The following is a 20,457-nucleotide window of genomic DNA, read 5'->3' on the forward strand; positions in this document are numbered from 1 at the left end:
GACGGCGGACACCGGATCAAGGTGCGGGCGGGCGGCGCGTATTGACGCGCCGCCCGCCCTCTCCCCGCGCCACGCACCCACGCCGTGAGCCTTCTCTCGCGTGGTGCAAATGGCTTCAAAAGTCTCTTACCGGACGTTCGGCGAGTGGGTGTAGCCCATCTGGCGTGTATGTTCCGGGGCCGAGAGCCATGGAAGGGACCAATCCGGTGAACAAGAAGCTCGCGGCCGCACTGTCCGGCGGTGCGGTACTGGTACTGGCGCTGACGGGATGCGGCGGCGACGACAACAACGAGAAGCTGGACGCCTGGGCGAGGGAGGTCTGCGACGCGGTGCAGCCGCAGGCCGCGAAGATCAAGTCGGCCAACGCCGACATCCAGAAGGAGACCTCGGACAACAGCACGCCGGAAGAGGTCCAGAAGGCGGACTCGAAGGCCTTCCAGGACATGTCCGACGCCTACAAGGCGATCGGCACCGCCGTGAACAAGGCCGGGGCGCCGGACGTCGAGAACGGCGAGAAGAAGCAGGCGGACGCGGTCAAGGAGCTCAACAGCATCTCCGCCTCGTACGCCTCCCTGCAGAAGCAGGTCGACGGGCTCGACACCGAGGACCAGGCGAAGTTCGCCGACGGCCTGAAGGACATCGCCGCCGAGCTGGACAAGCTGGGCAAGAGCGGCAGCAACGCCCTCAGCACGCTGGAGGAGGGCGAGGTCGGCGAGGCGATGTCCCGGCAGCCGAGCTGCCAGACCGCCACCGGGTCGGCGGGAGCCACCAAGAGCTGACACCACGGCACCCGGCGCGGTACGCGGAGGGCGGGGGCGGCGGCCACAATGGAGGGCGTGAGTGACGCCAGCCTGCCGCCCCTGCCCTCCTCCGACCGCCCCGAAGCCGCCGCCCGGCTGCGGGACGCGCTGCTCGGAGCCTCCTTCACCGCCGACGGACTGCTCGAACTGCTCGGCGCCCCCGCCTACGCGGCGCTGGCCCGCAGCGAGACCGTGCCCGCCCTGAGGGCCACCCGCGGGGACACGCCGCTGGAGACGCTCGTACGGCTGTTCCTGCTGCAGCAGCCCGTGCCGCACGCGCGGGTGGCGGACGTACTGCCCGTGGACGTCTGCCTGGAGACCGGGTGGCTGAGGCGCGCCGGCACGGACGAGGTCGCGGCCACCGTGGACGTACGGCCGTACGGCGGGCCGGCCGGCGAGGACTGGTTCATCGTCTCCGACCTCGGGTGCGCCGTCGGGGGCGCCGGCGGCATCGGCAGCCGTGACGAGGGCGTCGTGCTCGGCGTCGGCGGGGCCTCCACCACCCTGGCCGGCATCACCGTGCGGACGCCCGTCGCCTCCGCGCTCGACCTCGGTACGGGCTCCGGCATCCAGGCGCTGCACGCCACCCGGCACGTCACGCGGGTGACGGCCACCGACGTCAACCCGCGCGCCCTGCACATCACCGCGCTCACCCTGGCCCTCTCCGGGGCCCCGGCCGCCGAACTGCGCGAGGGCTCGCTGTTCACGCCGGTCCGGGACGACGAGACGTACGATCTGATCGTGTCCAATCCGCCCTTCGTGATCTCGCCGGGCGCCCGGCTCACCTACCGCGACGGCGGGATGGGCGGGGACGATCTGTGCCGCACGCTCGTTCAGGAATCGGGGGAGCGGCTGAACGAGGGCGGGTTCGCGCAGTTCCTCGCCAACTGGCAGCACGTGGAGGGGGAGGACTGGCAGGACAGACTCAGGTCATGGGTGCCCCGCGGGTGCGACGCCTGGATCGTGCAGCGCGAGGTGCAGGACATCACGCAGTACGCCGAGCTGTGGCTGAGGGACGCGGGCGACCACCGCGGGGACGAGACCGAGTACCGGGCGCGCTACGACGCGTGGCTGGACGAGTTCGAGGCACGCAAGGTGAGGGCGGTCGGCTTCGGCTGGATCACCCTGCGCAGGTCCGGCTCCGCCGTGCCGTCGGTCACCGTGGAGGAGTGGCCGCACCCGGTCGAGCAGCCGCTCGGCGAGACGGTCCGGGCGCACTTCGCCCGGCTCGACTACCTGCGGACGCACGACGACGCGGCGCTCCTGGCCGCGCGTTTCCAGCTGGCCGCCGAGGTCGTGCAGGAACAGGTCGGGCTGCCCGGCGCCGAGGACCCGGAGCACGTCGTGCTGCGCCAGAACCGCGGGATGCGCCGGGCCACCAAGGTGGACACGATCGGCGCGGGCTTCGCGGGGGTGTGCGACGGCACCATGACCGCGGGCCGGATCCTGGACGCCATCGCCCAGCTCCTCGGTGAGGACCCGGTGCTGCTGCGCGACCGCACCCCGGCCCAGATCCGGCTGCTGGTGGAGCAGGGCTTCCTGGAACCGGCCGGCTGAGGCGAACGGGTCGGTTGAGGCGAACGGGTCGGCTGAGACGGAGGGGCCAGCTGAAACGGAAGGGCCGGTTGAGGCGAACGGCACGGGGCCACCATCCCGGCCCTTCCCCCTCCGTTCCCCTTCCTCCCCGATTTCGTAAAAGAGCTTCCGGGCCGTGTCCGGCATCCCGCTCCGCTCCGGGTTGCTCGCGTTCACCTCTGGTTCGTCTGCCCGCTGCCCGGGCGTGGCAGCGTCCCCCCGGGGCCGGTACCAGCGGACGGGAAAGAGGGCGTCGGGCGACCATGGAGAGCGGACCAGCTGTCTTCGCGGGGATGGTGTTCTGCCTGTTCGGGGCCGGTTTGCTGGCCTGGACCGTGACCCGCGCGCGACAGCGCCGCCCCGTCGCCCAGGGTGTGAGTCCCGTCGCATCCGCCACCGTCGCCGGGGTCGTCGCGATGGTCTCCCTGGCCCTCGGAGCGTGGTGCTTCACCCGCCTGTGAGGAGGCGGAACCCGGACAGCGAGCAGTAACCGGTACGTCGCGCTCCGCATGAGCGCGGGTCGAGTCTGGACACTCCGGGCGGCAGGAACGGTGGTAGTCGGGTTACCGTTCGAGTGGCCGTTGCGGGCTTTTCCCGTTTGACACGGGGGCGGGATGTACCGTCACACTCCGCAGCGTCACCATGACCCGACCCCGGGGAGACCGCCTGGGGAGCCCCAGCGCCGACCGGAGAGAAGAGCGAAGTTGTCCCCGACCAGCGAGACCGCGAAGGGCGGCCGCCGACTCGTCATCGTCGAGTCGCCTGCCAAGGCGAAGACGATCAAGGGCTACCTCGGCCCTGGCTACATCGTCGAGGCGAGCGTCGGGCACATTCGTGATCTTCCCAACGGCGCCGCCGAGGTGCCGGAGAAGTACACCGGTGAGGTCCGCCGCCTCGGCGTGGACGTCGAACACGACTTCCAGCCGATCTATGTGGTCAACGCGGACAAGCGGGCCCAGGTCAAGAAGCTCAAGGACCTGCTCAAGGAGTCCGACGAACTCTTCCTCGCCACCGATGAGGACCGCGAGGGCGAGGCCATCGCCTGGCACCTGCAGGAAGTGCTCAAGCCGAAGATCCCGGTCAAGCGGATGGTCTTCCACGAGATCACCAAGGACGCGATCCGCGAGGCCGTGGCCAACCCGCGCCAGCTCAACCAGAAGCTGGTCGACGCCCAGGAGACCCGCCGCATCCTCGACCGCCTCTACGGCTACGAGGTCTCGCCGGTCCTGTGGAAGAAGGTCATGCCCCGGCTGTCCGCCGGCCGCGTGCAGTCCGTCGCCACCCGGCTGGTGGTGGAGCGGGAACGGGAGCGCATCGCGTTCCGTTCCGCCGAGTACTGGGACCTGACGGGCACCTTCGCGACCGGCCGGGCCGGTGACGCCTCCGACCCGTCGTCGCTGGTCGCCCGGTTGCAGAGCGTCGACGGCCGGCGCATCGCGCAGGGCCGCGACTTCGACTCCCTCGGGCAGCTGAAGGGCGCGAACACCCTCCACCTCGACGAGGCGAACGCCCGCGCGCTTGCCGCCGCCCTGGAGAACACGCGGTTCGCCGTGCGTTCCGTCGAGTCCAAGCCGTACCGCCGCTCGCCGTACGCCCCGTTCCGTACGACGACGCTGCAGCAGGAGGCGAGCCGCAAGCTCGGCTTCGGCGCGAAGGCCACCATGCAGGTGGCCCAGAAGCTGTACGAGAACGGCTACATCACTTACATGCGTACGGACTCGACGACCCTGAGCGAGACGGCGGTCGCCGCCGCCCGCGCCCAGGTGACGCAGCTGTACGGCGCCGACTACCTGCCGCCCCAGCCCCGCACCTACGCGGGCAAGGTCAAGAACGCGCAGGAGGCGCACGAGGCGATCCGTCCCTCGGGGGACCGTTTCCGCACGCCCGCCGGGACCGGGCTGACCGGTGACCAGTTCAAGCTGTACGAGCTGATCTGGAAGCGGACCGTCGCCTCGCAGATGAAGGACGCCACCGGGAACTCCGTCACCGTGAAGATCGGCGGCACGGCGGCCGACGGCCGGGACGTCGAGTTCAGCGCGTCCGGCAAGACGATCACCTTCCACGGCTTCCTGAAGGCCTACGTCGAGGGCGCCGACGACCCGAACGCCGAGCTCGACGACCGTGAGCGCCGGCTGCCGCAGGTCGCCGAGGGCGACGCGCTGTCGGCCGAGGAGATCACGGTCGACGGGCACGCCACCAAGCCCCCGGCCCGCTACACCGAGGCGTCGCTGGTCAAGGAGCTGGAGGAGCGGGAGATCGGGCGCCCGTCGACGTACGCGTCGATCATCGGCACGATCCTCGACCGCGGCTACGTGTTCAAGAAGGGCACGGCCCTGGTGCCGTCCTTCCTCTCCTTCGCCGTGGTCAACCTGCTGGAGAAGCACTTCGGCCGGCTCGTCGACTACGACTTCACCGCGAGGATGGAGGACGACCTCGACCGCATCGCGCGGGGCGAGGCCCGTGCCGTGCCGTGGCTGAAGCGGTTCTACTTCGGTGAGGGGACCGGCAACGGCGACGCGGCCGAGGCGGGCAACGGCGACGGGGACCACCTCGGCGGCCTCAAGGAACTGGTGACCGACCTGGGCGCGATCGACGCCCGCGAGGTGTCGTCGTTCCCCGTGGACAACGGCATCGTGCTGCGGGTCGGGCGCTACGGCCCGTACATCGAACGCGGCGAGAAGGACACCGAGCAGCACCAGCGCGCCGACATCCCCACGGACCTGGCGCCCGACGAGCTGACCGTCGAGTTCGCCGAGGAACTGCTCGCCAAGCCGAGCGGCGACTTCGAGCTGGGCACCGACCCGTCGACCGGCCACGAGATCGTCGCCAAGGACGGCCGCTACGGCCCGTACGTCACGGAGGTCCTCCCCGAGGGCACGCCGAAGACCGGCAAGAACGCGGTCAAGCCGCGCACTGCCTCGCTCTTCAAGTCGATGTCCCTGGACACGGTCACCCTGGACGACGCGCTGAAGCTGATGTCGCTGCCGCGGGTGGTCGGCACAGACGCCGAGGGCCAGGAGATCACCGCGCAGAATGGCCGCTACGGGCCGTATCTGAAGAAGGGCACCGACTCGCGGTCCCTGCAGGCCGAGGAGCAGCTCTTCACGATCACGCTGGAGGAGGCGCTGGCGATCTACGCCCAGCCCAAGCAGCGTGGCCGGGCGGCGGCCAAGCCGCCGCTGAAGGAGCTGGGCACCGACCCGGTGAGCGAGAAGCCGGTCGTGGTGAAGGACGGCCGCTTCGGCCCGTACGTCACCGACGGGGAGACCAACGCGACGCTGCGCTCCGGCGACAGCGTCGAGGAGATCACCCCGGAGCGCGGCTTCGAGCTGCTCGCCGAGAAGCGGGCCAAGGGCCCCGCCAAGAAGACCGCGAAGAAGACGGCGGCCAAGAAGGCGCCGGCGAAGAAGACGGCCGCCAAGAAGACCGCGGCGAAGAAGACCACGGCCGCGAAGAAGACCACCGCGAAGAAGACGACGGCGAAGACGGCCGCCGCCAAGAAGGCGGCCGCCTCCAACGCGTCGGAGGACTGAGGACCCGGCGGGTGCCCATCCGGGTCCCGCCCAGGGTTCGGAATGCGAACGCCCCGGCAACACTTCGGTGTCGGGGCGTGTGCATGTCAGGCGCGTCGTGCCGGTCCTGTGGGCGCGGGCCGATAGGCTGAACGCATGACGCGAGCCGAGCAGCCCAGGGCCCCACAACCGGCCCCCGACGACGCCCTTGTGGCGGACTCCCGCGAGCGTGCCGTCCGCGCCCTGCTGCGCCGACCGCAGCTGAAACGGCTGTGGAGCGCGCAGCTCGTGGGCGGGGTCGGTGACGTCCTCGCCCTCCTGGTGCTGGTCCTGCTGGCCCTTCAGGCGGCGGTCGCCGAGGGGTCCTTCGGCGGGGGCTACCGGGGCGCGGCGTTCGCAGTGGCGACCGTTTTCGGGGTGCGCATCCTCGCGACGCTGCTGTTCGGAGCCGTACTCCTCGGCCCGCTCACCTCGCTCACCTCGCAGGACGGGCCGCTGGACCGCCGCTGGACCATGGTCGGCGCGGACGGCCTGCGGGCCGCGCTGCTCATCGTGGCGCCCCTGTGGATCGACTGGACCCCCGAGAACGCGCCGGCCGTCCTCCTCGTCACCGCCTTCGTGGCCGGTGTCGCCGAGCGGTTCTGGACGGTGTGCCGGGAGAGCGCGGCCCCCGCCCTGCTGCCCGCACCGCCCCCGGAGGGCGCGACCGTGCGGCCGCTGCCCGACCACATGGACGCGCTGCGCCGCCTCTCGCTGCGGACGGGCTTCGTGGCGATACCCCTCGCGGCCGTGACGCTGGTCGTCGCCGCCCTCTTCAACAACCTGCTGGGCACCGGGATCGCCTGGTTCGGCGAGCACCAGGCGGCCCTCGCCTCGTACGTCGCGGCCGGCCTCTTCGCCGCGTCGCTGTCCGTGCTGACCTTCCTGGAACTGCCCGGCACCCGCACCCCCCGCGCCCGGTCGCCGCTCGAGGGACTGCGCCGCCCGAAGAGCGCCGCCGGCAACGACAAGGGCCGCACCGGCGCGATGCCGCTGCTGGTGCTCGCCTCCGCGTCGGTCGCCGCCGCGGTGGCCGCCGCCGTCGCCGTGTCGGTGCTGCACGCCAAGGACCTGGGCGGCGGCCCCGTGCTCTACGGGCTGCTGGTGGCGGCGCTGACCGGCGGTGTCGTCGTCGGCATCCGCACCGCGCCCGCCGTGCTGCCGTCCCTTTCGCGGCGCCGGCTGCTCGCGCTCACCCTCGCCTTCACCGGTGTCGCGCTGCTGGCCGCCGGACTGGTGCCGGACGTCACCAGCGTGCTGCTGATCCTGGCGCTGGCCGGCGTCGGCGCGGGCATGGCCGCCAACACCGGGCACACGCTGCTCGACCAGGAGACCGAGGACCAGCGCCGGGTCCGCACCACCGAGCACCTGCACGCCGTGGTCCGGGTCTTCGTGGGGCTCGGCGCGGTGATCGCCCCCGTGGTGGCCGCGGGCATCGGACCGCACCGGCTGGAGAACGGCCGGTTCGTCTTCGCGCACGGCGGCGCCGCGTTCACCCTGATGCTGGTCGGCGCGCTGCTGCTGCCGGTGGCCGCGCTGGTGCTGGCCAAGGTCGACGACCGCTCCGGGGTGCCGCTGCGCCAGGACCTGCGCGACGCGCTCCTCGGCGGCGACGACCCCGAGCAGACGCCCGCCGCCTCCGGCTTCTTCATCGCCCTGGAGGGCGGCGACGGCGCCGGGAAGTCCACCCAGGCCGAGGCGCTCGCCGAGTGGATCAGGGCCAAGGGCCACGAGGTCGTCCTCACCCGCGAGCCCGGCGCGACGCCGGTCGGCAAGCGGCTGCGCTCCATCCTGCTGGACGTCTCCAGCGCCGGACTCTCGCACCGCGCGGAGGCGCTGCTGTACGCGGCGGACCGCGCGGAGCACATCGACACCGTCGTACGGCCCGCCCTGGAGCGCGGCGCCGTCGTCATCACCGACCGGTACATCGACTCCTCCGTCGCCTACCAGGGCGCCGGACGCGACCTCTCCCCGACCGAGATCGCCCGTATCAACCGCTGGGCGACCGACGGGCTGGTCCCGCACCTGACGGTGCTGCTGGACGTGGCTCCGGAGACCGCGCGGGAACGCTTCACCGAGGCGCCGGACCGGCTGGAGTCGGAGCCCGCAGAGTTCCACGCGCGGGTGCGGTCCGGTTTCCTCACGCTGGCCGCGGCCGACCCCGGCCGCTACCTGGTGGTCGACGCCGGCCAGGAACCGGAGTCGGTCACCACGGTGATCCGGCACCGGCTCGACCAGGTGCTGCCGCTGTCCGAGGCCGAGATCGAGGCCCGCGAGGAAGCGCGCCGCAAGGCCGAGGAGGAGGCCCGCCGGAAGGCGGAGGAGGAGGCGGCCCGCAAGGCCGAGGAGGAGCGCCTGGAGCGCGAGCGCCAGGAGCAGCTGGCCCGGCTGCGCGCCGAGGAGGAGGAGCGCAAGCGGCGCGAGCTGGAGGAGGCGCAGCGGCGCGAGGCCGAACGGCAGGCGGAGGAGGCCCGGCAGCGCGCCGAGGAAGCCCGCCGGCGTGCCGAGGAGGAGCGGCAGCGGCTGCTCGCCGAGGAGAAGGCGCGCGCCGAGGAGGAGGCCCGCCGCAAGGCGGAGGAGGAACGCCGCCGCAAGCAGGCCGAGGAGGAGGCGCGGCTGCGCGCCGAGGCCGAGGCGCTGCGCCAGGAGAAGCAGCGCAAGGCCGAGGAGGCGCTGCTGCGCGCGGAGCAGGCCCGCCGGCTCGCCGAACAGGCCGCGGCCGCGGCGGAGGCGGGACCGAAGGCCCCGGAGGCCCCCGCCGACGCGCCACGGCCCGCCTCTCCCGCCCCGCGGCGGGGCGCCGACGACGCGGCGACCGTGCCGACGCCGGTGGTGACGCCGACGAACGCGCAGGGCGGACCGGCCGACGAGACGGCCGTACTGCCGCGGGTGCGGGAGGAGGACGCCGCGCGGCGGTCCGGCCGGTCCGGAGCGTCCGACGCCGAGGTGACCACCGAGCTGCCGAAGCCGTCTGTTCCGGGCGCGGCCGACGAGACGGCCGTGCTCCCCGCAGTGCCGCCGGGCGCCGCGGACGAGACCGCGGTGCTGCCCGCGGTGCGGGCGGACGAACCGGGCTCCGCGGAGCGGGTGCCGCCGGGATACTTCCGCGACGAGCGTCCGGCGGGCGGCCCCGCAGGCGACGACGCCTCCGACGACCGCACGCGTGAGCTGCCGCAGGTCGACGCGGAGGGCTCGCCCGGCCGTCGCCGGCAGCGCTCCGACTGGGCGGAGGAGACCCCGCTGGACGACCTGCCGACGCTGGCCGACGAGCTGCTCGGCCCGCGCGGCGACGAGGACGGCGACCACGGTGACGAGGACGGGGGCCGCGGCCGCCGGGGGCGCCGGCGCTGACCGCCCGGTCCACGGGTGCGGGTGCGGGTGCTGTCAGTGCCCGCCCGCACAATGGAACCGGTAAGGCAGACGTGACGGAAGGGGCGGGCTGACCCATGACCGTGTGGGACGACCTCGTCGGGCAGGAGCGGGTGAGCGAGCAGCTCGGAGCCGCGGCCCGCGACGCCGACGCGCTCGTCACCGCCGCGGCGGCCGACGCCCCTCCCCCCGAGGCGTCGAGGATGACGCACGCCTGGCTGTTCACGGGCCCGCCCGGCGCGGGACGCAACCAGGCGGCGCGTGCCTTCGCCGCCGCGCTCCAGTGCGTCAGCCCCGACCGGGCCCTCGGCGGAGCCCCCGGCTGCGGCTTCTGCGACGGCTGCCACACGGCGCTGATCGGCACCCACGCGGATGTCAGCGCGGTCGCCGCCGTCGGCTCGGAGATCCTGGTCAAGGACATGCGCGACACCGTCCGCAAGTCCTTCACCGCTCCGGCGAACGGCCGCTGGCAGGTGATCCTCGTCGAGGACGCCGAGCGGCTGAACGAGAAGTCCGCCAACGCCGTCCTCAAGGCGGTGGAGGAGCCGGCCCCCCGCACCGTCTGGCTGCTCTGCGCCCCCTCCATCGAGGACGTGCTGCCGACGATCCGCTCCCGCTGCCGCCACCTCAACCTGAGTACGCCCTCGGTGGCCGCCGTCGCCGACATGCTGGTGCGGCGCGAGGGCATCGAGCCGGACGTGGCCGCCGCCGTCGCCCGCGCCACGCAGGGCCACGTCGACCGCGCCCGCCGTCTGGCCACCGACCCCGCCGCCCGCGCCCGGCGCGCCTCGGTGCTGAAGCTGCCCCTGCGGGTCGAGGACGTCGGCGGAGCGCTCAAGGCCGCCCAGGAACTCGTCGACGCCGCAGCCGAGGACGCCAAGCAGCTCGCCGAGGAGATGGACGCCAAGGAGACGGAAGAGCTGAAGGCGGCGCTCGGAGCCGCCCAGGGCGGACGCATGCCGCGCGGCACGGCAGGCGTGATCAAGGACCTGGAGGCCGATCAGAAGCGCCGCCGCACGCGCACCCAGCGCGACAGCCTCGACGTCGCCCTGAGCGACCTGACCAGCTTCTACCGCGACGTCCTCGCCCTCCAGCTGGGCTCCCGCGTCGCCATCGCCAACGAGGAGGCCCAGGACGCGCTGGAGCGCCTGGCCCGGGCCGGCTCCCCGGAGTCCACACTCCGCCGTATCGAGGCGATCGCAGCGTGCGGCGAGGCACTGGACCGCAATGTGGCTCCGCTGCTCGCGGTGGAGGCGATGACGATGGCCCTCAGAGCGGGCTGACCGCGGGCGGCCGCTCGGCGGCGTGACCGGTGATCCCGTAACTCGTACGGGGCACGGCGTGTGCACAGAGCACTCGTGCCGTCGCTCACGGTTACGCTCGCAGGATGCACACAAGGCGCACCCCCCGCAGGGCCCGTACCGCAGCCGGTCTGCTCGCCGCCGCGCTGCTGATCGCGGGCTGCTCCTCCGGGGGCACGGAGACCACGGCCAGCTCGTCGGCGCAGGAGGCGGCGGCCCTCGCCCCGCTGCCCGGCCCCACCCCCGCGGCGCTCGCGCCGTACTACGGACAGAAACCGGCCTGGCGCGACTGCGGCGCCCCCGGTTTCCAGTGCGCCACGCTGAAGGCCCCGCGCGACTACGCCGCACCGTCCGCCGGTGACGTCCGGCTCGCCGTCGCCCGCAAGAAGGCCACGGGCCCGGGCAAACGGCTGGGATCGCTGCTGGTGAACCCGGGCGGCCCCGGCGGCTCGGCGATCGCCTACCTCCAGGGGTACGCCGGCATCGGCTACCCGGCCGGAGTGCGCGCCCGGTACGACATGGTGGCCGTCGACCCGCGGGGCGTCGCCCGCAGCGAGCCCGTCGAGTGCCTGGACGGGCGTGAGATGGACGCGTACACGCGGACGGACGTCACACCGGACGACACGAAGGAGACCAACACCCTGGTCACGGCGTACCGGAGGTTCGCCGAGGGGTGCGGGGCGGACGCGCCGGAGCTGCTGCGCCATGTGTCGACCGTCGAGGCGGCCCGGGACTTGGACATCGTGCGGGCCGCGCTGGGCGACAAGAAGCTGAACTACGTCGGCGCCTCCTACGGCACCTTCCTCGGTGCGACCTACGCCGGCCTGTTCCCGCAGCGGGCGGGCCGGCTGGTCCTGGACGGCGCCATGGACCCCTCGCTGCCCGCGCGCCGGCTCAACCTGGAACAGACGGAGGGCTTCGACACGGCGTTCACCGCCTTCGCGAAGGACTGCGTCCGGCAGGGCGACTGCCCGCTCGGCGGCCGGGGCACCGCTCCCGGGCAGGTCGGCAAGAACCTCAAGGCGTTCTTCGAGCGGCTCGACGCCCGGCCGATCCCCACCGGGGACGCCGACGGCCGCCGGCTCACCGAGTCCCTGGCGACGATGGGCGTCATCGCCGCGATGTACGACGAGGGCGCCTGGGAGCAGCTGCGCGAGGCGCTGACGGCGGCGATGAAGGACAAGGACGGCGCGGGACTCCTCGTCCTCTCGGACAGCTACTACGAGCGTGACGCGAAGGGCGAGTACAGCAATCTGATGTTCGCCAACGCCGCCGTGAACTGCCTGGACCTCCCGCCCGCCTTCGACTCCCCGGACGAGGTGCGTCGCGCCCTCCCCGACTTCGAGAAGGCGTCCCCGGTCTTCGGCGAGGGCCTCGCCTGGGCCTCGCTGAACTGCGCGTACTGGCCGGTGCGCGCCACCGGGGAGGCGCAGCGCATCGAGGCGAGGGGCGCGGCCCCGATCGTCGTCGTCGGCACCACCCGGGACCCGGCGACCCCGTACCGCTGGGCCGAGGCCCTGGCCGGCCAGCTCGACTCGGCCCGCCTCCTCACCTACGAGGGCGACGGCCACACGGCCTACGGCCGGGGCAGCGCCTGCATCGACTCCGCGATCAACACCTACCTGCTCGAAGGCACCCCGCCCACGGACGGAAAGCGCTGCTCATAACCGACCCGCGCCCCCGGAGGCCCCGGCCCCGGCCCGCCTCCGGGGCCGGTACGAAGCACCCTCGGAAACTGTGTAGACTTACCGACGTTGCTGATCGCACCATAGGTGCGCGGCGCGCCGCCTTAGCTCAGATGGCCAGAGCAACGCACTCGTAATGCGTAGGTCTCGGGTTCGAATCCCGAAGGCGGCTCTCTGAAAAGGGTCCAGCTCTGTTCTTTTGAGCTGGACCTCTTTCGTTCAGCGGTTGCGGCGGCGGCGCTGAGCGCGAGCCGCGTACAGTCCCCCTTGGTCTCACTTCAGGGCTTGTCCGGCCTGGCTCCACCGAGGCGATCACATGTGTTTGGCCTTCTGCCCTGCCCTTCTGGTGGTCCAGGACTGGCAGCCCCACCGAGTAAGGCCGCCCACGGCGACGGACGCGAGGATCGCGCCCCAGTCGATGACGTGGGGCAGTCCGGGGAAGAAGGCGAAGAAGGCCAGCGTCGCGACGAAGCCCACGAGAAACCCGACGTATCCGGCCCGACGCCGCCGCGTCTCCAGCCCTTGACCCGCATGCGGGTCCTTCTGCTGCTCGATCATGAACGAATCACTTCGTGACGTGGTGGCACTGACTCACACGCCGCACCCCGTTGACATGGAGGTGAGCGCACGCCTTGCCATAACGAGGCAGGGTCTGCGGAGAATTGCTCCGCATCGGGTCGATCTTGCACTCGCTGTGCGTCCTGCCGCGTGATGTGCGGTAGGCCCGGTTGCTGGTGTCGGCGTACGTGAAGTCGATGCGCCAGTTGCAGAAACCGCTGCTCATCGCTGCCACGAACGCACAGTCGACTCCGGCGTTCTGGTACGTGATCTTCCTTCCGCTCCCTCTGATGATGTGGGTGAACATACAGCCCGTCGGGACCTTCATCGTCATACCTCCCACGCTGTACTCGAAGGTGCGCACGGGAGTTGACCCGATCGCGCCGGCCTGCGCAGTGGGCGGCGTAGCGAGGACGAGTAGTCCCGCGGCGGTCAGTGCCGTGGTGAAGCGCGCTGCGTACTGCATGACCAAGGCAGTCCCCCTTGTGGTGATCTCCTGACGAGTACCTGGGACAACCACGTGCCGTAGTGATCAGTTACAGGAATCTCCGCGATTCACCGTCATGTGTGATCAGAGAAAGCCCGGCTGACCAGGAGAAACGTTCATTATGGCTGCGCCGCGGCACACACATGCCTACCAACCTCACGAAGCAGGTTGTCCAGAACCCGATCCTGGGGCGCGGCCCGTGTCGCCCTACGTTCACCAAATCGGGGGTTCGGGCGCAACCAGATGTGATCCAGAGTTGGTTGAGTGAGTCCCGAGTCCTGAGGAGCAGCGTTCATGCCACGTCAGCACGAGCCTTCGGCCGGTGAGCCGACGCCCTCCGTGGCGGTCCGCCGTGCCGTCTCCGTGCCCTCGCCGGGCGCGGACCCCGGTGAGGGGCTGAAGCCGGGTACCGCCGAGCCGGACGTCGCCGTGCGGGTGGCGGCGTTGCCCGAGCCTGCCGCCGTCGCGGCACCGGAAGCCGAGGCCGAGGCCGAGGCCCGGGCCGACGGGGCGGAAGCCGGGGCGGCGGTCGCGGTGGGGGAGGCCACCGCGAGCGCCAGTACGGCTGCGGGTGCCGACGGGGAGGGGGCTGCGCCAGGGCGGCTGCGGGGGCCCATGGTGGCCGCCGCCGCGCTCGTGGGGGCGGTGCTGATCTGCGTGCCGCTGCTGGTACTCGGGATGGACCGTGAGGAGGAGCGGACCGTCGGGACGGCTCCCGTCGGCGGGACGACGCTCGACCCCGGTACGTCCGAGGATCTCCCGGCCGCCGACTACCGGGCGGCGGCCCCGTCCCCCTCGGCGTCGCCGAGCGGAACGGGGGACGCGTCCGGCTCCCCGGCCGCCGTCAAGCCCAAGTCCAAGCCGGAGCGCGCCGGTTCGGGCGAGGCGGTCGCCGAGGTGAAGGCCCCGCCGACGCCCGGCACCGCGAAGAAGGCCGACGGCGAGGAGCGGAAGCCGAAGGCGGCGAAGTCCCCCGCGATCACCCCGCGGCAACTGGCCAACGCCCTCTCCACCAGGGTCAACGCGCAGCTGAGGAACGTCGCGACCGGCAAGTGCGCCGACCTGCCCTACTTCGACAAAGGCTCGGTCGACGGGCCGGTGAGCCAGTACAACTGCCGGCCCACCACCGGGGACAACCAGCTCTGGGACCTGGAGGTGACCGACGCGGACGGCGGGCCCCAGGGCGCGAGCCTGTTCGTCGTCCGGAACCGCAAGGACGGGCTGTGCATGGACCTGCCCAACTACGGCGGCGTGGCCCCCGGTACCAAGGTCACGGAGTACCACTGCGCCCGGTCCAGGGCGGACAACCAGCTGTGGTGGCTGGACCCGAAGTCCGGCGGTCACTGGATCCGCAACGTCGCGAGCGGCCTGTGCATGAGCGTGGTCGGCGGCGGCTCCGCCGGGAACGACGCCAGGCTTCAGGTGGTCCGATGCGGCGACTCGGGCGGCAGCGCGCTGCGCTGGTCCGTGGTCTCCGTCGTCAAGCCCTCCTGAACCGCGCGGCCTCCCCGGCCGTCGCTCACTTGGCGTCCGCGTAGCACTCCACCACCGCCGTGGTGAACGGGAACCGCACCGGTGTCTCGCCGAACGTCAGCCGGCCGGCCAGCTCCGCGGCCTCCCGGATCGCCGCCACCACCGTCTCAGCCTCCTCCTCGGGACAGTGCACGATCACCTCGTCGTGCTGGAAGAAGACCAGCTCGGCCGCCATGCCCGCCAGGGTCCGGCGCAGCGCGGCGAGCAGCAGCAGGGCCCAGTCGGCGGCGCTGCCCTGGACGACGAAGTTGCGGGCGAAGCGGCCGCGGGCGCGGGCGTCGGTCGAGGCGTAGCCCGGTACCCAGGCGTGGTCGCCGTCGGGGGTCCCCTCGTCGGCGACCGGGATGCCCGCCTCCTCCGCCGCGTCGTCGCCCGTACGGGCGGCCGGCGGGCAGGTGCGGCCCAGCCAGGTCCGTACGAGCCGGCCCTCCTCGCCCGCGCGGGCGGCGTCGTCGACGTAGGCCACCGCCCTGGGGAAGCGGCGTCTGAGCGCGGCGAGGTTCTTCAGGCCGTCGCCGGAGGTCTGGCCGTAGACCGCGCCGAGGACGGCGAGCTTGGCCTGGGCGCGGTCGCCGGAGAACGCCCGGTCGGACACCGACTGGTACAGGTCGCTCTCCCGGCCGGCCACCTCCATCAGCCCGGGGTCCCGGGAGATCGCCGCGAGCACCCGGGGCTCCATCTGGTCGGCGTCGGCCACGACGAGCCGCCAGCCCGGATCGGCGACGGCGGCGCGGCGGATCACCTTGGGGATCTGCAGGGCGCCCCCGCCGTTGGTCACCCAGCGGCCGGTCACGGTGCCGCCCGCGAGGAACTCGGGCCGGAACCGGCCGTCGCGCACCCAGTCCTGCAGCCAGGACCAGCCGTGGGCGACCCAGATCCGGTACAGCTTCTTGTACTCGATCAGCGGCGCGACGGCCGGATGGTCGACGGACTCGAGCTCCCAGCGGCGGGTCGAGGCCACCTTGACGCCTGCCTGCGCGAAGGCCTTGACCACGTCGGCCGGCAGATCGGGCCGGACCCGGCGGCCGAAGGCCGCGGACACCTCGTCGGCGAGCTCGGCCAGCCGGCGCGGCTCGCCACCGCCCGCGTACCGCTCGCCGAGCAGGTCGTGGAGCACCGCGCGGTGGACGTCCGCACGCCAGGGCAGCCCGGTGCGGTTCATCTCGGCGGCCACCAGCATGCCCGCCGACTCGGCGGCCGTCAGCAGCCGTATCCGGTCCGGGTGCGCGGTCGCGTCGGTGCGCCGCTGCTGCTCGGCGTAGACCGCGAGGAGGTCCGGCAGCGGCAGCGGGGTGCCCCGGGGTTCGAAGAGGGGCGACTGGGCGCCCGGTTCGGCGTGCCGCTGCGGCGGATCGGGCGGTACGGGGCCGCCGCGCAGTCGGGCCAGCGCGGCCGCGGCCGCACGGGGCTCCCCGTACCGCCCCTCGTGGCCGAGGAGCAGCGTCTCGGCGGTCTCGACGTCGTACGCCCGCTCCACTCGCACCCCCGTGGCGAGCAGGCGCGGGTAGACCTCGGCGGTGGACCGCCACACCCACCGCGTGACACCGGGACGGCTCCGCACGGCCTCGGCGAGGTCCGCCTCCCGCCGCACCGGAGCGGCGGGCAGCCCGTCCGGGCCGAGGGGAGCGACGTCCACGCCGCCTTCCTCGGCCGGAGCGAGTGCCCACCGGTCGGCCATGCCGTGAGTGTGGCAGGGGGGTCTGACAACGCCCCCCGGGTCAGGCGTCCGGCGCGGACTCGTCCTCCGTACGGGTCTCGACGTACTGCGCCAGCATGTCGGCGACGTACCGCTCGGTGGCCGCCTTGGTGATGCCGAGGCCGCTGAGCAGGCCCTCGCCGTTCTCGTGCTCCAGCAGGGCGAGCAGGATGTGCTCGGTGCCGATGTAGTTGTGGCCGAGGCGCAGGGCCTCCCGGAAGGTGAGTTCCAGGACCTTCTTGGCGGCCGGACCGTACGGCACCAGCTCGGGGGCGTCCTCGACGGCCGGCGGGAGCGCCGCGCGGGCGGCTTCCGCCACCGCCGGCACGGTGACGCCCTGCTCGGTGATCGCCTTGACCGCCAGGCCCTGCGGCTCGGCCAGCAGACCGAGGACCAGGTGCTCGGGCAGGCCCTCGGCGTTGTGCGCGGTCTGCGCCTCCTGGTGCGCGGCCATCACGGTGTTGCGCGCGCGGGGCGTGTAGCGGTTGAAGCCCTGGCTCGGGTCGAGGTCGTTGCCCTCCTTGGGCACGAAGCGCTTCTGGGCCGCCTGCCGGGTGACGCCCATGCTCCTGCCGATGTCGGTCCAGGAGGCGCCCGAACGACGTGCCTGGTCCACGAAGTGGCCGATCAGGTGGTCGGCCACGTCGCCGAGGTGCTCTCCGGCGAGCACCGCGTCCTGAAGCTGTTCGAGGGGCTCCTCGTGGACCTTCTTGATGGCCGCGATGAGGTCGTCGAGGCGGACGGATGACTTGATGGCGGGGTTCGTCGTCATGTGTCAACCGTAGGTTGACAGTAAGGGGGTGTCAACCCGAAGTTGACACTTGCGGGTGAATCCCCGGGACATGGCACGATCGGCCCGTGAGTACGTCCAGCACCGTCGACCGCGCCTTCCGGGCCGCCCTCTACGACAACGGCGACGCCGCCCTCGACACCGGCGCCTCCCTGCTCGCCGCCGATCCGGCCGCCGACGCCGAACTCGCCCGGCGCGGAGAGGAGTTCGTGGCGGCCGCCTGGCAGCGCGGCTGGCAGCCGGCCGACGTCGTACGGATCGTCCGGCGCGAGCTCGACGACGTGCACGTACGGCTGGCCGCGGCGCTGATCCGCGCACAGGCCCGGCGCGACCCCGCACCCCGCGGACCCCGCTGGACGGCCCAGCTCGACGAGCTGGGGGCGGCGGACCCCGCCCCGCGCGGTGACCGCTTCCCCTACGCCACGGCCGTGCTGGAGCTGTACCGGCTGCTGCTGCGGCTGCCCGCCCTCGAACCCCTCGACGAGACGGCCGCACCGGACCCGCGGGACCGGCGCCCGGAGTCCCGCATGCTCGGCCGCATCCGCGCGCTGCTGGCCAAGGCGGAGGCGACCGGGTTCCCCGAGGAGGCGGAAGCCCTCAGCGCCAAGGCGCAGGAGCTGATGGCACGACACAGCGTCGACGAGGCGCTGCTCGCCGCGCGCGGGGCCTCCGCCGAGACGCCCGGCGCCTGCCGGATCGGCGTGGAGCCGCCGTACGAGCAGGCCAAGGCGGTGCTGCTGGACGCGGTGGCCGGCGCCAACCACTGCCGGGCCGTGTGGAACGAACCGTTCGGCTTCTCCACCGTGGTCGGCTTCGCCTCCGACCTGGAGGCGGTCGAACTCCTCTACACCTCACTGCTGGTGCAGGCCACCACGGCGATGACCAGGGCGGAGGCCGCGCAGCGGGCGGGCGGACGCAAGCGGACCAAGACCTTCCGGCAGTCCTTCCTGGCGTCCTACGCCCACCGCGTGGGCGCGCGCCTCGCGGCGGCCGCCGAGACCCCGGTGAGCGACGATCTGCTTCCCGTCCTCGCCTCCCGCGCGGTGGCGGTCACGGAGCGCACGGACCGGCTCTTCCCGGAGACCACGACCACCCGGCTGCGCGGGGTGACCGACGCGGCGGGCTGGGAGGAGGGCGCCCGCGCGGCGGACGACGCCCAGGTCAGGGCCCGCCCGCACCTGCCCTGACCGCCCCGGCCGTCCGACAGGCCCTAGTCGCCCGCCTGCTGGTAGGCGCTCACGGAGATCCTGTGGCCGCCTTCGCCGTCGGAGGCGACCGGGCCGTACGTCCAGCGGAACACCTGGCTGCCGGACAGCTCGACCCGCAGGTTCTCGGCGTCGAAGGCGCCGTCGCCGCGCGTGCCGCGTTCGTAGGTGAGGGTGAAGGACGCCGAGTCGCCCTTGGCCAGGGTCAGCTTCTGGGCCCTGGCGCCCTCGGTCGGCGGCACCTCGGCGGAGGCGGAGTCGCCGTCACCGGTCAGTTCCACCTCGGGGAAGCCCTCCACGGTGCACGTCCCGCTCTGGTTGGTGAAGCTGACCGGGACCTCACCGGTGTCCCCGGCGGCCGGTGCGACGCTGGCCGGACCGACCTCCATGCTCACCGTGTCCATCGAACAGGCGGTGTTCTCCCGCTTCCCGTCGCCGTCCCCGTCGCCTCCGGTGGCGCCGCAGGCGGTCAGCAGGAGGAGTGCGGCGACGGCGGGGACGGCGAGCGGCGTGGTGCGCATGAGTGATCCTCTGGTTCGTGACGGTGCCCACCGGCCATCATCACGCACGCGCCGCCTGTCCGCCCCGCCGGACGCCGTCGGACAGGCCCTAGGAGCCCAGCCCCGCGGTCGGCAGGTCCGTCGGGAGGGCGCCGCCCTCGGCCCTGGTGTACGTCTCGCTGCCCGGGCCGCCCTCCCAGGTGACCTTCAGGGAGTTCTCGCCGACGGAGTCCACCGTGCCGTTCGTCCGGTCCTCGCTGCCGTCGGCGCACTTCAGGCGGATCGCGTGGGTGCCGTCCTGCTTGCGCGCGGTACCGCTGCACACGGTGCCGCCGGTGGCGAAGAGCGCGGCCTCCTCGCCGGTGACCATGAGGGCGAACGCCTTGCCGTCGGCCGTGGTGAGCCAGCTGCCCTCCAGCTCGCCCGCCGGGGCCCGGCTCGCGCCGGAGTCCCCGCTGCCGCCGCCGGAGTCCGCGCTCGCCGAGGCGGACGGGGAGGGGGTGGCCGCGGAGTCGTCGGAGCCGTCCCCGCTGCACGCCGTCAGCGCGAGCGCGCCCGCCAGTCCCAGGGCCGCCGCCGCGGCCCGTGCGCGCCGGGGCCGCGACGCGCGCGTCGCGGCCGAGTACGTCACCGAAGCCACCGAAGTCACTGCAAGCCCCCCTTGATTGCGCCGGCCCCGTCGGCCGGACGACCGCGGTCAGCTAACAGGACTCACCCGGCACCCCACCAGCCCTTGGTGACGCACCGCGCGGACGTCCGCGCGGGGAAGGGGCGAAGCGGGAAGCGGCCTTCCGGCATGTGGGCGGCACACAAGGGAACACGAGGGAACACAAAAGCCCCCGCACGCGTCTCTTAGAGGAGCGGGGGTTCGGTAAAGCGTCCGTCAAAGCGGGCACGGCGCAATCGTCACGGCTGTAATCGGAGCAACACCCCGCGTGCACGTGCATCTGCCCATGCATTTGCACATGAACAAAGCTATGATCCCGGTCAGTTGACCATGCATCAATGGCCATACCAGCCAGTGCACCAGCGGGGAGCGACCTGTGGACCACGACTCGTACGACGGTGACGTGTACGACGGTGCCGACGCGTCCGGCGTGTACAACGGCATGGCTGCCACCCGGCTGCACGACGCGGCCTGGCAGAAGAGCCGGCACAGCAATTCGCAGGGGTCCTGCGTGGAATTCGCCCGGCTGCCCGGCGGAGAGGTCGCCGTGCGCAACTCGCGTTTTCCGGACGGTCCCGCGCTCGTCTACACCCGCGCGGAGATCGAGGCCATGCTGCTGGGCGTGAAGGACGGCGAGTTCGACCACCTGGTCGCCGGCTGACCGGTGCGCCGGGGCGGACGCCCGCGCCCGGAGCCGCTCAGGCGCCGGGGACGCGCGTAGCACCGCGGCGCCCAGGCGC

At 72.9% G+C, this 20,457-nt stretch carries 16 protein-coding genes and 1 tRNA gene; 11 read left to right on the forward strand and 6 right to left on the reverse strand.

Annotated elements, in window-relative coordinates:
- The first annotated feature begins 188 nt into the window (after window positions 1-188).
- The 8 genes from CNQ36_RS19340 to CNQ36_RS19375 all read left to right on the forward strand — a co-directional run bounded on the left by CNQ36_RS19340 (window position 189) and on the right by CNQ36_RS19375 (window position 12,453).
- Complete coding sequence (locus CNQ36_RS19340; RefSeq protein WP_040906513.1) at window positions 189-779, forward strand: small secreted protein; 591 nt, start codon at window positions 189-191, stop codon at window positions 777-779.
- 48 nt (window positions 780-827) lie between these two features.
- Window positions 828-2,357: a DUF7059 domain-containing protein gene (locus tag CNQ36_RS19345; protein WP_176117861.1), complete on the forward strand. Its 1,530-nt coding sequence runs from the start codon at window positions 828-830 to the stop codon at window positions 2,355-2,357.
- Window positions 2,358-2,638: 281 nt separating this feature from the next.
- On the forward strand, window positions 2,639-2,836 hold the full coding sequence (locus CNQ36_RS19350; protein WP_121546919.1) for a hypothetical protein: 198 nt from the start codon (window positions 2,639-2,641) through the stop codon (window positions 2,834-2,836).
- A gap of 243 nt (window positions 2,837-3,079) precedes the next feature.
- Entirely contained in the window at window positions 3,080-5,908 is a 2,829-nt protein-coding gene (gene topA / locus CNQ36_RS19355; protein WP_121546920.1) for a type I DNA topoisomerase, read from the forward strand.
- 135 nt (window positions 5,909-6,043) lie between these two features.
- Entirely contained in the window at window positions 6,044-9,277 is a 3,234-nt protein-coding gene (gene tmk, locus CNQ36_RS19360) for a dTMP kinase (protein WP_121546921.1), read from the forward strand.
- 95 nt (window positions 9,278-9,372) lie between these two features.
- The gene (locus CNQ36_RS19365; RefSeq protein WP_121546922.1) at window positions 9,373-10,578 is read left to right on the forward strand and encodes a DNA polymerase III subunit delta'; all 1,206 of its coding nucleotides are present in this window, start codon (window positions 9,373-9,375) and stop codon (window positions 10,576-10,578) included.
- Window positions 10,579-10,682: 104 nt separating this feature from the next.
- The gene (locus tag CNQ36_RS19370) at window positions 10,683-12,263 is read left to right on the forward strand and encodes an alpha/beta hydrolase (RefSeq protein WP_121546923.1); all 1,581 of its coding nucleotides are present in this window, start codon (window positions 10,683-10,685) and stop codon (window positions 12,261-12,263) included.
- A gap of 116 nt (window positions 12,264-12,379) precedes the next feature.
- Window positions 12,380-12,453 (forward strand) — tRNA-Thr (locus tag CNQ36_RS19375).
- A gap of 140 nt (window positions 12,454-12,593) precedes the next feature.
- Here the strand turns inward: CNQ36_RS19375 and CNQ36_RS19380 are convergent.
- Together CNQ36_RS19380 and CNQ36_RS19385 are read right to left on the reverse strand one after the other, a co-directional pair.
- A complete protein-coding gene (locus tag CNQ36_RS19380; protein WP_121546924.1) occupies window positions 12,594-12,839 on the reverse strand; it encodes a hypothetical protein in 246 nt (81 codons plus the stop codon).
- A 7-nt stretch (window positions 12,840-12,846) separates the two neighbouring features.
- Window positions 12,847-13,305, reverse strand: a complete 459-nt coding sequence (locus tag CNQ36_RS19385) for a hypothetical protein (RefSeq protein WP_163013302.1) — start codon at window positions 13,303-13,305, stop codon at window positions 12,847-12,849.
- A 315-nt stretch (window positions 13,306-13,620) separates the two neighbouring features.
- Between CNQ36_RS19385 and CNQ36_RS19390 the strand changes: the two genes are divergently transcribed.
- Window positions 13,621-14,820, forward strand: coding sequence for an RICIN domain-containing protein (locus tag CNQ36_RS19390; RefSeq protein ID WP_121546925.1), 1,200 nt, complete (start codon window positions 13,621-13,623; stop codon window positions 14,818-14,820).
- 25 nt (window positions 14,821-14,845) lie between these two features.
- Here the strand turns inward: CNQ36_RS19390 and CNQ36_RS19395 are convergent, their stop codons facing one another.
- Window positions 14,846-16,537: a bifunctional 3'-5' exonuclease/DNA polymerase gene (locus CNQ36_RS19395; RefSeq protein WP_121546926.1), complete on the reverse strand. Its 1,692-nt coding sequence runs from the start codon at window positions 16,535-16,537 to the stop codon at window positions 14,846-14,848.
- Window positions 16,538-16,577: 40 nt separating this feature from the next.
- Window positions 16,578-17,327 (reverse strand): Clp protease N-terminal domain-containing protein, encoded by a 750-nt coding sequence (locus CNQ36_RS19400; protein WP_121546927.1) that lies wholly within the window; start codon window positions 17,325-17,327, stop codon window positions 16,578-16,580.
- 86 nt (window positions 17,328-17,413) lie between these two features.
- On the opposite strand from CNQ36_RS19400, the gene CNQ36_RS19405 reads away from it, so the two are divergent.
- Window positions 17,414-18,532, forward strand: coding sequence for a DUF2786 domain-containing protein (locus tag CNQ36_RS19405; protein WP_121546928.1), 1,119 nt, complete (start codon window positions 17,414-17,416; stop codon window positions 18,530-18,532).
- 23 nt (window positions 18,533-18,555) lie between these two features.
- On the opposite strand, the gene CNQ36_RS19410 is transcribed toward CNQ36_RS19405, so the two are convergent.
- Both CNQ36_RS19410 and CNQ36_RS19415 read right to left on the reverse strand, forming a co-directional pair.
- Window positions 18,556-19,071 (reverse strand): DUF4232 domain-containing protein, encoded by a 516-nt coding sequence (locus CNQ36_RS19410; protein ID WP_121546929.1) that lies wholly within the window; start codon window positions 19,069-19,071, stop codon window positions 18,556-18,558.
- Between the two features lie 88 nt (window positions 19,072-19,159).
- Window positions 19,160-19,690, reverse strand: a complete 531-nt coding sequence (locus CNQ36_RS19415; protein ID WP_228313143.1) for a hypothetical protein — start codon at window positions 19,688-19,690, stop codon at window positions 19,160-19,162.
- 403 nt (window positions 19,691-20,093) lie between these two features.
- Here CNQ36_RS19415 and CNQ36_RS19420 point away from each other — a divergent pair, with 403 nt between their 5' ends.
- Window positions 20,094-20,378: a DUF397 domain-containing protein gene (locus CNQ36_RS19420; protein WP_040906508.1), complete on the forward strand. Its 285-nt coding sequence runs from the start codon at window positions 20,094-20,096 to the stop codon at window positions 20,376-20,378.
- Window positions 20,379-20,457 lie beyond the last annotated feature (79 nt).

The sequence above is a fragment of the Streptomyces fungicidicus genome (assembly GCF_003665435.1).
GTDB classification, from domain to species: Bacteria; Actinomycetota; Actinomycetes; order Streptomycetales; family Streptomycetaceae; genus Streptomyces; species Streptomyces fungicidicus.

Excerpts from the sequence above, each read along its gene's own strand:
- CNQ36_RS19395 (WP_121546926.1), bottom strand. The coding sequence starts at position 16,537 with ATGGCCGACCGGTGGGCACTCGCTCCGGCCGAGGAAGGCGGCGTGGAC.
- CNQ36_RS19345 (WP_176117861.1), top strand. The coding sequence starts at position 828 with ATGGAGGGCGTGAGTGACGCCAGCCTGCCGCCCCTGCCCTCCTCCGAC.
- CNQ36_RS19390 (WP_121546925.1), top strand. The coding sequence starts at position 13,621 with ATGCCACGTCAGCACGAGCCTTCGGCCGGTGAGCCGACGCCCTCCGTG.
- CNQ36_RS19410 (WP_121546929.1), bottom strand. The coding sequence starts at position 19,071 with ATGCGCACCACGCCGCTCGCCGTCCCCGCCGTCGCCGCACTCCTCCTG.
- tmk (WP_121546921.1), top strand. The coding sequence starts at position 6,044 with ATGACGCGAGCCGAGCAGCCCAGGGCCCCACAACCGGCCCCCGACGAC.
- CNQ36_RS19370 (WP_121546923.1), top strand. The coding sequence starts at position 10,683 with ATGCACACAAGGCGCACCCCCCGCAGGGCCCGTACCGCAGCCGGTCTG.
- CNQ36_RS19350 (WP_121546919.1), top strand. The coding sequence starts at position 2,639 with ATGGAGAGCGGACCAGCTGTCTTCGCGGGGATGGTGTTCTGCCTGTTC.
- CNQ36_RS19380 (WP_121546924.1), bottom strand. The coding sequence starts at position 12,839 with ATGATCGAGCAGCAGAAGGACCCGCATGCGGGTCAAGGGCTGGAGACG.
- CNQ36_RS19340 (WP_040906513.1), top strand. The coding sequence starts at position 189 with ATGGAAGGGACCAATCCGGTGAACAAGAAGCTCGCGGCCGCACTGTCC.
- CNQ36_RS19400 (WP_121546927.1), bottom strand. The coding sequence starts at position 17,327 with ATGACGACGAACCCCGCCATCAAGTCATCCGTCCGCCTCGACGACCTC.
- CNQ36_RS19365 (WP_121546922.1), top strand. The coding sequence starts at position 9,373 with ATGACCGTGTGGGACGACCTCGTCGGGCAGGAGCGGGTGAGCGAGCAG.
- CNQ36_RS19385 (WP_163013302.1), bottom strand. The coding sequence starts at position 13,305 with ATGCAGTACGCAGCGCGCTTCACCACGGCACTGACCGCCGCGGGACTA.